The organism is Micromonospora sp. DT228 (genome assembly GCF_049841595.1).
GTDB lineage: Bacteria > Actinomycetota > Actinomycetes > Mycobacteriales > Micromonosporaceae > Micromonospora.
In genome coordinates this window covers 44305-56027 of record NZ_JBNCKO010000004.1, presented here as the reverse complement: position 1 = coordinate 56027, position 11723 = coordinate 44305, and the positions used below count along the sequence as shown (strand labels likewise).

General features: G+C 72.3%; 14 protein-coding genes. 8 read left to right on the top strand and 6 right to left on the bottom strand.

Features of this window, described 5'->3' with window-relative positions; genetic code table 11:
- Positions 1–41 precede the first annotated feature (41 nt).
- Positions 42–671: a tRNA (guanosine(46)-N7)-methyltransferase TrmB gene (trmB, locus tag ACLQ29_RS09840; protein ID WP_425771644.1), complete on the bottom strand. Its 630-nt coding sequence runs from the start codon at positions 669–671 to the stop codon at positions 42–44.
- A 208-nt stretch (positions 672–879) separates the two neighbouring features.
- Between trmB and ACLQ29_RS09835 the strand changes: the two genes are divergently transcribed.
- Complete coding sequence (locus ACLQ29_RS09835; protein WP_425771643.1) at positions 880–1494, top strand: hypothetical protein; 615 nt, start codon at positions 880–882, stop codon at positions 1492–1494.
- 296 nt (positions 1495–1790) lie between these two features.
- Positions 1791–2432, top strand: coding sequence for a class F sortase (locus ACLQ29_RS09830; RefSeq protein WP_425771642.1), 642 nt, complete (start codon positions 1791–1793; stop codon positions 2430–2432).
- A gap of 351 nt (positions 2433–2783) precedes the next feature.
- Here the strand turns inward: ACLQ29_RS09830 and ACLQ29_RS09825 are convergent, their stop codons facing one another.
- The 3 genes from ACLQ29_RS09825 to ACLQ29_RS09815 form a co-directional block, all read right to left on the bottom strand.
- Positions 2784–3101: an antibiotic biosynthesis monooxygenase family protein gene (locus ACLQ29_RS09825; protein WP_425771311.1), complete on the bottom strand. Its 318-nt coding sequence runs from the start codon at positions 3099–3101 to the stop codon at positions 2784–2786.
- Positions 3102–3181: 80 nt separating this feature from the next.
- Complete coding sequence (locus ACLQ29_RS09820; RefSeq protein ID WP_425771310.1) at positions 3182–3979, bottom strand: exodeoxyribonuclease III; 798 nt, start codon at positions 3977–3979, stop codon at positions 3182–3184.
- A 37-nt stretch (positions 3980–4016) separates the two neighbouring features.
- Positions 4017–4937 (bottom strand): proteasome assembly chaperone family protein, encoded by a 921-nt coding sequence (locus ACLQ29_RS09815; protein WP_425771309.1) that lies wholly within the window; start codon positions 4935–4937, stop codon positions 4017–4019.
- Positions 4938–5347: 410 nt separating this feature from the next.
- Here ACLQ29_RS09815 and ACLQ29_RS09810 point away from each other — a divergent pair, with 410 nt between their 5' ends.
- From ACLQ29_RS09810 to ACLQ29_RS09800, 3 genes are all read left to right on the top strand, one after another.
- Positions 5348–6199 carry a peptidase M23 gene (locus ACLQ29_RS09810; protein WP_425771308.1) on the top strand — a complete coding sequence of 284 codons (852 nt, stop codon included), beginning with the start codon at positions 5348–5350 and terminating at the stop codon, positions 6197–6199.
- Between the two features lie 108 nt (positions 6200–6307).
- Positions 6308–6454 (top strand): hypothetical protein, encoded by a 147-nt coding sequence (locus ACLQ29_RS09805; RefSeq protein WP_393367546.1) that lies wholly within the window; start codon positions 6308–6310, stop codon positions 6452–6454.
- A gap of 49 nt (positions 6455–6503) precedes the next feature.
- Positions 6504–7259, top strand: a complete 756-nt coding sequence (locus ACLQ29_RS09800; protein ID WP_425771307.1) for an EcsC family protein — start codon at positions 6504–6506, stop codon at positions 7257–7259.
- 19 nt (positions 7260–7278) lie between these two features.
- Here the strand turns inward: ACLQ29_RS09800 and ACLQ29_RS09795 are convergent, their stop codons facing one another.
- Together ACLQ29_RS09795 and ACLQ29_RS09790 are read right to left on the bottom strand one after the other, a co-directional pair.
- The gene (locus tag ACLQ29_RS09795; protein ID WP_425771306.1) at positions 7279–8130 is read right to left on the bottom strand and encodes a GDSL-type esterase/lipase family protein; all 852 of its coding nucleotides are present in this window, start codon (positions 8128–8130) and stop codon (positions 7279–7281) included.
- 122 nt (positions 8131–8252) lie between these two features.
- The gene (locus ACLQ29_RS09790) at positions 8253–8843 is read right to left on the bottom strand and encodes an antibiotic biosynthesis monooxygenase (RefSeq protein WP_425771305.1); all 591 of its coding nucleotides are present in this window, start codon (positions 8841–8843) and stop codon (positions 8253–8255) included.
- Between the two features lie 123 nt (positions 8844–8966).
- Here ACLQ29_RS09790 and ACLQ29_RS09785 point away from each other — a divergent pair, with 123 nt between their 5' ends.
- From ACLQ29_RS09785 to ACLQ29_RS09775, 3 genes are read left to right on the top strand one after another with little or no spacing between them, the layout of a single operon-like run.
- Positions 8967–9230, top strand: coding sequence for a DUF6343 family protein (locus ACLQ29_RS09785; protein WP_393367553.1), 264 nt, complete (start codon positions 8967–8969; stop codon positions 9228–9230).
- A gap of 12 nt (positions 9231–9242) precedes the next feature.
- A complete protein-coding gene (locus tag ACLQ29_RS09780) occupies positions 9243–10658 on the top strand; it encodes an NADP-dependent succinic semialdehyde dehydrogenase (RefSeq protein WP_425771304.1) in 1416 nt (471 codons plus the stop codon).
- Positions 10659–10710: 52 nt separating this feature from the next.
- Positions 10711–11676 carry a TIGR03885 family FMN-dependent LLM class oxidoreductase gene (locus ACLQ29_RS09775; RefSeq protein ID WP_425771303.1) on the top strand — a complete coding sequence of 322 codons (966 nt, stop codon included), beginning with the start codon at positions 10711–10713 and terminating at the stop codon, positions 11674–11676.
- The last annotated feature ends 47 nt before the right edge of the window (positions 11677–11723 follow it).

The following is an 11723-nucleotide window of genomic DNA, read 5'->3' as shown; positions in this document are numbered from 1 at the left end:
AACCCGGCGTCCACCGGACCCCCGTCCGGGCGTCCCGCCGGTCACCGTCGGCGGTAGAGCAGGTCGGCGACCGGCCGGCCGGCCGTGATCGCCCGCCGCTCGAACTTCGTCACCGGCCGGTGCGCGGGGCGCGGCGCGAAGCCGCCGTACGCGTCCACCAACTCCGGGTCCGCATCGAGGGTCTCCCGCATCGCCTGCGCGTACTCGGCCCAGTCGGTGGCGCAGTGCAGCGTGCCACCGGACCGCAGCCGGGACCGCAGCAACGCCACGTGCGTCGGCTGGATGATCCGCCGCTTGTGGTGGCGGGCCTTCGGCCACGGATCCGGAAAGAAGACGTGTACGGCGTCCAACACATCCGTGGGCAGGCCGCTGACCAGGGACAACGCATCACCCTGAGCCACCCGTACGTTGTGCAGGCCGTGCCGGTCGGCCAGGTCGAGCAGGTTGGCGATTCCCGGCGTGTGCACCTCGACCGCCAGATAATCTCGATCCGGGTCGGCGGCAGCCATCGCGGCGGTGCTGTCGCCCATGCCCGAACCGATCTCCAGCACCACCGGGGCCCGACGACCGAACAGGTCGGCCAGGTCGACGGGTGCGACCGGGCCGTCCGGAACATCCAGGCCGTACGCGGGCCAGAGCCGGCCCAGCGCAGCTGTCTGCCGGTCGCTCATCCGGCCCCGGCGGGGGTGGAACGTCCGGATCGTCCGGCTCACGGGCGGGACGGCGGGGTCATGTTCGGTGGCGGTCACAGCCAACCGAGCCTACGCGACGCCGCCAGCGAATCGGATGTGATGTGCGACCGGAAATGAGAGGATCCAACTGGTACGGCAGGTCGGGTGCTCCGCTGCCCGACACGGCCGCGCGGCGTCGAGAGGGGGCATCGTGACAGTGACCCGCGGCGGCGTGACCCTGTCGGTGCTGACCGTCCTCGCCGGCCCCCTACTGAGCGCCGCACCGGTGTTCGCCGCTGTCCCGGTGGCTGCTGCGCCGGTGTTCGCCGCTGTCCCGGTGTTTGCCGCGCCTCAGCCTGGACCGTCGAACGGCCAGCCGCAACCTGACCCGCCGGTGGACATCTTCGTCGAGGTGAGCCCGAGCACCGTGCAGCCCGGCTACCTGGTCGGCATCCGGGCGAGCTGCGGGGACAACTCGATCGGCGCGACAGTGGTCTCCGACGCGTTCGGCGCGGTCGGCGTGCAGCCGCAGCACGGGCTGCTCACCGCCGCGCCGATGGTGCGGGACCGCACCCGACCCGGCAACTACCGGGTCAAGTTGGAATGCCGCAACGGCGAGACGGCCTCGACCATGCTCCAGGTGGTGAAGAAGGTCCCGACCTATCCGAGTCGCGGCCCGGCCACCGGCTTCGGTGGCGGTGCCGGTGGCGTGACCGGCAAACTGCTGCTGCCCGTTGGCGCGGCATTGACGGTCTCCGGCCTGATCCTCGCCGTGCTGGCGCTGCGCCGGCCACGTGCCGCCCGTGGCATCGGACTCCACTGACCGCCATGGAGATCTTCCGCCCCTCGCCACCGCCGGCCGGCTCCCGCCCGCCGGCCGCCTTCGGTTTCCTGCCCCCCGCTGGTGGCCGCCCGCCCGGGGCAGGGCGCCCGCCCGACAATGGCCGCCCGCCCGACAATGGCCGCCCGCCCGAGGACGACAGCCTGTCGGCGGACGACAGGTGGCCGGAGGACGACAGCTTGCCGGCCGACGACGGCTGGCCGGAGGAGCGCCCGCCGGCCTCGGGTCGCCCGCCGGCCTCGGGTCGCCCGGCGGTGGCTGCTCGCCCGGCGACCGCCGTGACGCCGCGGCGCAGTCGTCCGCCCGGCCGCAGCCCCTGGTCGGTGCCGCTGGCCGTGGTGCTGGTGCTGGTCGGGGTCTTCGCCACCGGGGCGGGGCTGGGCCGCTCGGTCGGCCCGTTCGATCTGGCCCCGGCCGGTGGTGACCGGCCAGCACGTAGCGAGTCGGCCGGGTTGTCGGCCAGTCGCCCGGTACGCCTCAGCGTCCCGGCGATCAAGGTGGCCGCGCCCGTGGCACCCGTCGGGCAGGCGCGGGACGGCTCGATCGCCGTACCGCCGCTGGAGCGGCACAACGAGACCGGCTGGTACGACCGCGGCCCCACGCCCGGCGAGCCCGGTCCGGCGGTGATCGTCGGGCATGTGGACACCAAGAGCGGCCCGTCGGTCTTCTACGAACTGGGCAAGCTCAAGCCGGGTGACCTCATCGAGGTGGCTCGCGCGGACCGGTCGACGGTGACCTTCAAGGTCGACACCGTGGAGCACTTCCCGAAGGACCGGCTGCCCGCCGAACGCATCTACGGTAACGACGGCCCCGCGGGGCTGCGACTGATCACCTGCGGCGGCCAGTTCATCGGCGGTCGCACCGGCTACGCCGACAACGTGATCGCCTTCGCCACCCTCCAGTCCTCCCGCAAGCCCTGACCCGAGCCAGCCAAGCGGCTGACCCGCCCGCCTGGCCGTCTACTCCGGATTGATCGAACCGGGATCATTGAAGTCGGGGTGTCAGGTCGACCTGAACAGCCCGGTTTCAATGAAGCCGAGTGGATCAAACCGCCAGCGCCGTGCGGGTTGGGCGTGCGCCGTGCGGGTTGGGCGTGCCCTGTGCGGGTTGGGCGTGCCCTGTGCGGGTTGGGCGTGCGCTGTGCGGGTTGGGCGTGCGCTGTGCGGGTTGGGCGTGCGCCGTGCGGGTTGGGCGTGCGCCGTGCGGGTTGGGCGTGCCCTGTGCGGGTTGGGCGTGCGCCGTGCGGGTCGGGCGTGCGCCGTGCGGGTCGGCTAGGGCTGGGGGACGTGTAGGGCCACCTCGAACTCCAGCAGGCTCGCCCCGCTGGCGACCGGGGGTCGAGGCTTTTCGCCGGGCGCGGCAGCGTGGGCGGCTCGCGACGGGCCGGCGGCCCACGCCTGGTACGCCTCCTCGTTCTCCCACTTCGTGTAGACGAAGTAGCGGGTCTCGCCGGCCACCGGTCGGAGCAGCTCGAAGCCGAGGAAGCCGGGGGAGTTTTCCACCGCGCCGGCCCGGGCGGCGAACCGCTTCTCCAACTCCGCGCCGGCTCCGGGCGGGACCTCGATTGCGTTGATCTTCACGACTGCCATCTGTCCACCCTAGCCACTCAGAACACCCCGACAGCCTTTCAGAACACCCCGACAGCCTTTCAGAACACCCCGACAGCCACTCAGAACCCCTCGACCGCGGGCACCAGCTCCGCGTCGACCACGATCGGGGCGTGGTCGGAGGGTCCTTTGCCCTTGCGGGCCTCCCGATCCACGTAGGCCGAGCCGACGGCGCGGGCGAACGGGGCGGACGCGTACACCAGGTCGATTCTCATGCCCTTGTTCTGGTGGAACATCCCGGCCCGGTAGTCCCAGTAGGTGAAGGGGTGCGGCCCCTTCATCGGGGTCGGCACCACGTCGACGAGGCCCAGGTCGCGCAGTGCCGCGAGGGCCGCCCGCTCCGCCGGGGTGACGTGGGTGGAGTGGGTGAAGACCGCCGGGTCCCAGACGTCGGCGTCGGTCGGGGCGACGTTGAAGTCGCCGCAGACGGCCAGCGGGAGCCCACCGGCCAGCTCGGCCTCCACCGCGTCGCGCAGCGCCGCGAACCAGGCCAGCTTGTACGCGTAGTGCGGGTCGTCGGGCGTCCGGCCGTTGGGTACGTACACCGACCAGACCCGGACCCCGTCGCAGGTGGCGGAGATGGCGCGGGCCTCCGGGTCGGGAAAGCCGGGCTCACCGGCGAACCCGACCCGGACGTCGTCCAGCCCGACCCGGGACAGGATGGCGACCCCGTTCCACCGGCCGTCGCTGTGGCTGGCCACGGTGTAGCCCAGCTCGCCCACCTCGGTCACCGGGAAGGCGCCGTCCGGGCACTTGGTCTCCTGCAGGCAGACGACGTCCGGCCCGGTGTCGGCCAGCCACTCCAGCAGCCGGGGGAGGCGGGCCTTCACCGAGTTGACGTTCCAGGTCGCCAGGCGCATGCCCCCAGCCTGCCGCATCCGCCCCCGGCGCGCCGGGTCAGCCGCCCGGGGTGTCGCCGGGACGGGTCTGTTCGGCCAGGAACCGTTCCAGTTCCGCGCCGAGTTCGTCGGCCGTGGGCAGCGGCCCGGCGTCCGGGGCGAGCAGGTTCTTCTCGCCCCGACCACGGGCGAACGCGTCGTACTGCTCCTCCAGGGCCTGGACCAGGGCGGCGGCGTCCTCGGTCTGGGCGACCTGGCGGTCGATCTCCACCCGGACCACCTCGGCGGCCGAGCGGAGCCCGTCGCCGGGCAGCAGCAGCCCGGTGCTGCGCGACACGGACGTGAGCAGCACCTCGGCGGCGGCCGGGTATTCGGTCTGCGCCACGTAGTGCGGCACGTGGGCGGCGAAGCCCAACGCGTCGCGGCCCTGCTCGCCGAGGCGGAACTCCAGCAGGTGGCCGACGCTGCCGGGCACCTGGACGCGTTGCAGCCAGGGCTCGTATCCGGCGATCAGCTCGGGGCGGGTGGCGTGCGCCGTCACGCCTGTCGGCCGGGTGTGCGGCACCGCCATCGGGATCGAGTTGAGCCCCACGGTGAGCCGGACGTCCAGGCGGGCGGCCAGCCCGGCCACGGCGGCCACGAACCGCTCCCACTGCAGGTCCGGCTCGGGGCCGGCGAGCAGCAGGAACGGGGTCTCGTCGTCGTCGTGCAGCAGGTGCAGCTCCAGCTTGGGCGCGTCGACGCTCTCCCAGTGGTCCTCGACGAAGGTCATCACCGGTCGTCGCGACCGGTAGTCGAAGAGCTGGTCGACGTCGAAGGTGGCGATCGGCCGACCCTCAAGCGAGGTGAGTAGCTGCTCGCGCGCCAGCCGGCTGGCGTTGCCGGCGTCCACGAACCCGGTGAGGGCCTGGATCAGGACCGGTTGCCCGAGGTCGGGCAGATCGTCGGTGAGCTGGTAGAGCTCGTGTGGGTCGAGCACCGGTGCGGACCTCCCTGAAATGTGCCTGCGGGGTGCCGTCGCGATGGAGAGCACCCGTTCGGGCAACGTACCCGCCATCCTGGTGCATTCCTGCGCCGGGCGATTCGTCGCCCGGGGGATGGGCGTGACCGGACTATTCGCCTGATTACGCCGCCGGTCGGCCGATCGGCCGAGGGTTGGTTCGGCCCAACGGCCCAGTTTGTCGATCATGTCAGGCCCCAGGGTCGGATGTCGGGGCCTGTCACCGGCCGTGCCGGCCTGCGTGCGCCACCGGGTTCATCCGGTACGCGAGGAATGTTCCCCGGGCGGGCCGACCCGCCCGGGTCGTCCACCAGTACGACCCCGATCTGTGGCGATCACCACGTGATCACCGTGCGTGATCGGGGTTTCTCTCTGCCTAGCCTCGGTTGATGCGTGACGACGGCACCCTCGACGACCCGTACGCCCCGAGCAGCGATACTGCCGATACGGAGGATGGCACCTCAGCCGAACGGACAACCGCCGCGAGTCGACTCCGGGCGTACGTGCGGGACCTGACCGGTCGACGCCGGGCCCAGCTGGCGCTGGCCACCGGTGTGGTCTGCTGCCTCGGCCTGACTGTCGTGGCCCAGGTCTGCGACGAGAAGCCCGGCGCGGCGACCCGATCCGGCTCGCCCGCCACCTCGGAGCTGGCGCAGCGCTCCGAGCAGCAGGGTGCCGCCTCCCGTGGTCTCGACCGCACCGCTGCCGCCCCGGCGCCGTCCGCCACGGCGACCCCCGCTGACCCGGACACCGCGGCACCTGTCCGCAAGGCCGCCCCGGCCCGCCCGACCAGACCGGCTCCGGTCGCCGGGCTGGACGAGGACCAGATGGAGAACGCCGAGGCGATCGTGCGCGCCGGCCGCAAGATGGGGGTGCCCCGCCGGGGGCTGGTGATCGCGGTCGCCACCGCCATGCAGGAGAGCAACCTCTACAACGTGGCCAGCGGTGTGCTGCCCGAGTCGCAGAACCACCCGCACCAGGGCGTCGGCTGGGATCACGACTCGGTCGGGTTGTTCCAGCAGCGTTCCAGCAGTGGCTGGGGCCCGGTGGACCGGCTGATGGACCCCGAGTTCGCCACCCGGCAGTTCCTCTCCGCGCTGGAGCAGGTGCCCGGCTGGCAGGGGATGCGACTCACCGACGCGGCCCAGGCGGTGCAGGTCTCCGCGTACCCCGAGTACTACCAGCAGCACGAGTGGCGGGCCACCCGGGTCGTCGACGCCATCGTGCCGGCGGGGCGGTAGTCTTCCGCCCACTGTGGACGGTCAGGGTTGAGGCTGTCGCATCCCGGGTACATGTGTTGCGGGTTCGGGGTACACATGAACCAGAGGGATCATCGACAGGAGGACGCCATGTCACTGATGCAGCGGATCACCACGTTCCTGAGATCGCCGAAGGGGCAGCAGTTGGTCGAGCGAGGTCGTCGGGAGATGGCCAAGCCTGACAACCAGCAGAAGCTCAAGGGTCTGGCGGCCCGGTTCTCCAACCGCCGTCGCTGACCGCTCCATCGGCCGCCCTGTCCGCCATTCCCATTCCAGGGGAGACCAGGTGACCGACACCCCGCCCGTCGGCGGCCAGCCCGCCGCCCCTACTCCCCAGCCGTCCGTCGATCCGCCCGCCGGGTCGGCGGCTGCCCCCGAGGGTCCGCCGGCCCGTCTCTGGGACCGGATGCGCGACGACCCCCAGTACGCCCCGGAGCACCTCGCCCTGGAGGCGGTGCGCCGGCTCGGGCCGGAAGCCGAGCAGTGGGCCGACCGGGCCCGAGCCGAGCAGCCCGGCATATCGTCCGACGCCCTGGCCGACCAGGCGGCCCGCAGGTTCGTCAACCTGGCCCGGCTGTCCGGCGCGGTCTCCGGCGCCGCCGGGCTACCCGGCGCCGTGATCGACGTGGGCGTGCTGGCCTGGACCCAGGCGCGGATGGTGTTGCACATCGCCGCCGCGTACGACGTCGATCCGCTGCACAGCGACCGGGCCACCGACCTGTTGGTGCTGCAGCGCGTGCACAAGGTCGCCGAGAGCGCACGACTGGCGCTCGGTGTGGCCGCCGGCCGGGAACGCGCCGACGCGCTCTTCGGTCTGGGCGGTCAGCGCCCACTCGGTCGGGTGATGCTGCAACTCGGCGTCCGGTTGGCCCAGATGGCCGGCGTCCGGGCCGCCAAGCGGCTCGTCGCCAAGGTCATCCCGGGCGCGGCCATCGTGCTCGGCACCTGGGCCAACTCGTCGGCCACGAAGGAGCTCGCGCAGCGTTCGCGGGCGCTCTACCGACCCCGCGGCACCGCTCTCCCGGGGCCCCGCCAACCCTGACGATCGCCCTCCGGGACGGTCAACCCGCCATCCCGGAGGGTCGCCAGGTCGCCTCGGCGAGCCGGCCCTGGCCGCTGGCGTTGGGGTGGAACCAGTCCAGCGGGTTGAGCAGGTCCAGGGTGAACCGGACCTTGTGCGCCGCGCCGCCGTCGTGGCGACAGCGTGAGCCGTAGGCCCGACAGGCCGCGACCAGCTCGGCGTTGTACGCGTCGATCCGATCCCGGACGGCGGCCCGGCGCGCCCGGTCGGCCGGTGCCGTCGAGGTGGGCTCGGCCAGCAGCGCTGGGCAGATGCCCCGCCGCCACGCGCGGACCGCCCGTGGATCGTCGTGCCCGACCTCCCAGAGCCGGTACAGGTCGGGGATGCTCACCACCAGCACCCGGGCCTTCGGCCGGCCGGTCCGCAGCACCTTCAGCCCTCGGTCCACGTCGGCCCGGAACTGCGCCACCGGCGTCATCGCGTCCACCCCGCCCCGGCAGATGTCGTTGGCGCCGATGAGCACCGTGACGTAGTCGGGGCGGTCGCGTACCGCTGCCGTGGCCTGACCTTCCAGAGCGTCCGCCCGGGCGCCGGCCTTGGCGTGGTTGTACGTCCGGTCGCGGATCGCCGAATTCTGGTCGAGCAGCCGCCGGTAGTGGCTCTCCACCCGCAGCCCGTCGCCGGTGGACCAGGAGTTGCGCTCGCAGGAGGTGAGCACCAGGCAGGAGGCGAAGCCGGTGCTGATCGAGTCACCGAGGGCGGCGATGCCACCCGGCCCGCTCGACGGCGCGCCGCTCCGGGTGGGGCGGGGCGACGCGGACGTGCCGCCCTCGCAGGCCAACGCGACAAGTGCGACGAGACAGGCCAGCGCGGCGACCCACCGTCGAGGCATGACGTCCCCCGTTCCCGCAGCACAGAGCGACAGCGCGGTAACTCTATGCGTAGGAGGTGGTTCACCGGGAAGTTGCTGTCGGGTATGCGGCAGAGTGTCGGTGACCGGGCCGGTGCGGTGTTTTAATCCCGCCGCGGTGCCGGCTGACCGTGCAGCCACCCGTGCAGGGCCCGGGTGATCCGGGGCAGCACCAGATAGGTCATCAGCGGGGTCAGGCAGAGCGTCATCAGCAGCACCCGCGCCGCCAACGGCACGGCGGCGAGGAAGTGACTTGTCAGCAGGGTGGCGCTGAGGCTCAGCGGAAAGAACGCCAACCAGATGGTCACCGCCTGCTTCCACCTCGGCGGCGACGCCGGTCCGACCGGCTCGACCGGGTCGACCGAGAGCTCCAACGGCGGGTCGAACCAGCCCTCGATCCCGGTACGTCGTTCGACCCGGGTGTGCTCGACGATGCCCTGGGCCGAGCTGAGCCACCAGTGCCGCTGCGGCGACTCCTCCCACCGGCGCAGCGTCTCGGCGTCGGCGAAGCGGTAGAGCATGTGCCACTCCGGGGAACCGGGGCCACTCTGCACCCAGCCGGCGCCGAGGAAACCCGGGAACGCCTCGGCCAGCGCGGTGCCGGCCCGCATCCAGGCCACCATCTCGCTGGTCCGGGTCGGATCGACACGGCGGGCGATGGCGACGGTCACCGGCACGGCGAGGGTCATTGACATGCGCCCATCGTGCGGCTCGCGGGGGCCACGACGCGAACGGATGTAATCGAGCACACCGGCGCACCGGCGGGTGCGAGCGCGTCGTACCGGTTAACCCGGCCGATCGGGGGTAGGTCCCTGGGCATGACGAGATCGCAGCCTCGGCGTGCCCGTGGCACGGTCGGCCACGCGAACAGCGCGTTGAACCTCCGGCTCACCTTCGCCGGCTTCGGGCTGGTGACGATGGTGATCTTCGCGGTGCTGGCGTTCTGGGCCGGTATCGCCTGGCTCGGCGTTCTCTGCGCGATCTTCGCCGTGGTCGCCGTGATCGACCTGGTCGTGATCCAGCGCCGCCGCGCCGCCCGCCACCGCGAGGAGCCGGGCGTACGGCACTCGTTGTTCGAGTGACAGGAGGACGAGATGCCCCACATCGCCACCACCAACCCCGCCACCGGACAGGTGCTCAAGACCTACGAGGCGATGTCCACCGAGCAACTCGACGGTGCCATCGAGCGCACCGACCTCGCGTACCAGCAGCTCCGGACGACCACCGTCGATCAGCGGGCCCGGTGGATGAACGCCGCCGCCGACCTGCTGGACGCCGAGCGCGACGAGATCGCCCGGATCATGACCACGGAGATGGGCAAGACGTACGCCTCGGCGCAGGCCGAGGTGACCAAGTGCGCCACGTCCGCCCGCTTCTACGCCGACAAGGCCCCGGGGTTCCTCGCCGACGAGCCGGCCGACGCCGACGCCGTGAAGGCGACCAGGGCGTTCATCCGCTACCAGCCGATCGGTGTGGTGCTCGCGGTGATGCCGTGGAACTTCCCCCTCTGGCAGGTGATGCGCTTCGCCGCGCCGGCGCTGATGGCCGGCAACACCGGCCTGCTCAAGCACGCCTCGAACGTGCCGCAGACCGCGCTGCTGCTGGAGGACGTGTTTCGCCGGGCCGGCTTCCCCGAGGGAGCCTTCACCACGGTGCTGGTCGGCTCGGACGCGGTCGAGGCGATCCTGGCCGACCCCCGGGTCCGCGCCGCCACGCTCACCGGCAGTGAGCCGGCCGGCCGGTCCATCGCCCAGATCGCCGGGCGGGAGCTGAAGAAGACGGTCCTCGAACTCGGCGGCAGCGACCCGTTCGTGGTGATGCCCTCGGCCGACGTGGACCGGGCCGCCGAGGTGGCCACCACCGCCCGCTGTCAGAACAACGGCCAGTCCTGCATCGCCGCGAAGCGATTCATCGTGCACACCGACGTGTTCGACGCCTTCGCCGAGAAGTTCGCCGCGAACATGGCCGCGCTGCGGGTCGGCGACCCGATGGACCCGAACACCGACGTGGGGCCGCTGGCCAGCGAACGTGGCCGCGACGAGGTGCACGCCCAGGTCCGCGACGCGATCGACAACGGCGCGACAGTGCTCTGCGGTGGCGAGCTGCCGACCGGCGACGGCTGGTTCTACCCGCCGACGGTGGTCACCGACCTCACCCCGAAGATGCGGATGTGGTCCGAGGAGGTCTTCGGCCCGGTCGCCGGACTGTTCCGGGTGTCGTCGTACTCCGAAGCGATCGAGGTCGCCAACGGCACCAGCTTCGGGCTCGGCTCCAACGCCTGGACCCGGGACCCGGCCGAGCAGGAGCGCTTCGCCACCGACCTGGACGCGGGCAACGTCTTCATCAACGGCATGACCACCTCATATCCGGAGTTGCCGTTCGGCGGCGTGAAGAACTCCGGCTACGGGCGCGAGCTGTCGGCGCTGGGCATGCGGGAGTTCTGCAACACCAAGACGGTCTGGGTGGGCGAGGGCGCCGCCTCGGCCGGAGCCGGCGCGCACGCCGAGTAGTTCGCGGCGCGGCACGCATCAGCGGGGGCGGGCGTGGGTAGGAAGTGCGCCCATGACGCTGTTCGGATTCCACGCCTCGCATGAGCAGATCGGTCCGCGCGCCCTGTTGGAGGCGGTGAAACACGCCGAGCGGGCCGGCTTCGACGCCGCCATGTGCTCCGACCACTTCTCCCCGTGGAGCGCACGGCAGGGCGAGTCCGGCTTCGCCTGGTCCTGGTTGGGCTCGGCGTTGCAGGCCACCGGCCTGCCGTTCGGCGTCGTGAACGCCCCCGGCCAGCGGTACCACCCGGCGATCATCGCGCAGGCGATTGGCACCCTCGGCGCGATGTACCCGGGCCGGTTCTGGGCGGCGCTGGGCACCGGTGAGGCCAGCAACGAGCACATCACCGGCGACCCGTGGCCGCGCAAGGACGTCCGCGCTGCGCGCCTGCGGGAGTGCGTGGACGTCATCCGGGCGCTGCTGGCCGGCGAGGAGGTCAACCACGACGGCCTGGTCCGGGTCGACCGGGCCCGGCTGTGGACCCGTCCCGAGGAGCCGCCCGCGCTCGTCGGCGCCGCCGTCAGCGTGGCCACCGCCCGCTGGTGCGCCGAGTGGGCGGACGGTCTGATCACCGTGAACGCCCCCGTGGCGCACCTGCGCGAGATGATCGACGCGTACCGGGACGCCGGCGGGCGCGGCCCCCTGCACCTGCAGGTGCACGTCTCCTGGGCGCCGGAGCAGGAGCAGGCCGAGGCCCTCGCGTACGACCAGTGGCGCAGCAACGTGTTCGCCCCGCCGGTCTGCTGGGACCTGGAGACGGTCGAGCACTTCGACCTGGTCTCCGCCGACGTGCCGGCGCGGCGGGTCGCCGAGGTGGTGAACGTCTCGGCCGACCTGGGCCGGCACGTCGGCTGGCTGGAGGAGTACGTCGAGTTGGGCTTCGACCAGATCGCGCTGCACCACGTGGGGCAGGAACAGCGCGGCTTCATCGACGCGTTCGGCGCGGAGGTGCTGCCGAAGCTGCGGCCGACCGGCTGATCGAGGCCCGGCTGATCGAGGCCCGAATCCGTGGACCCCTAGGCTCG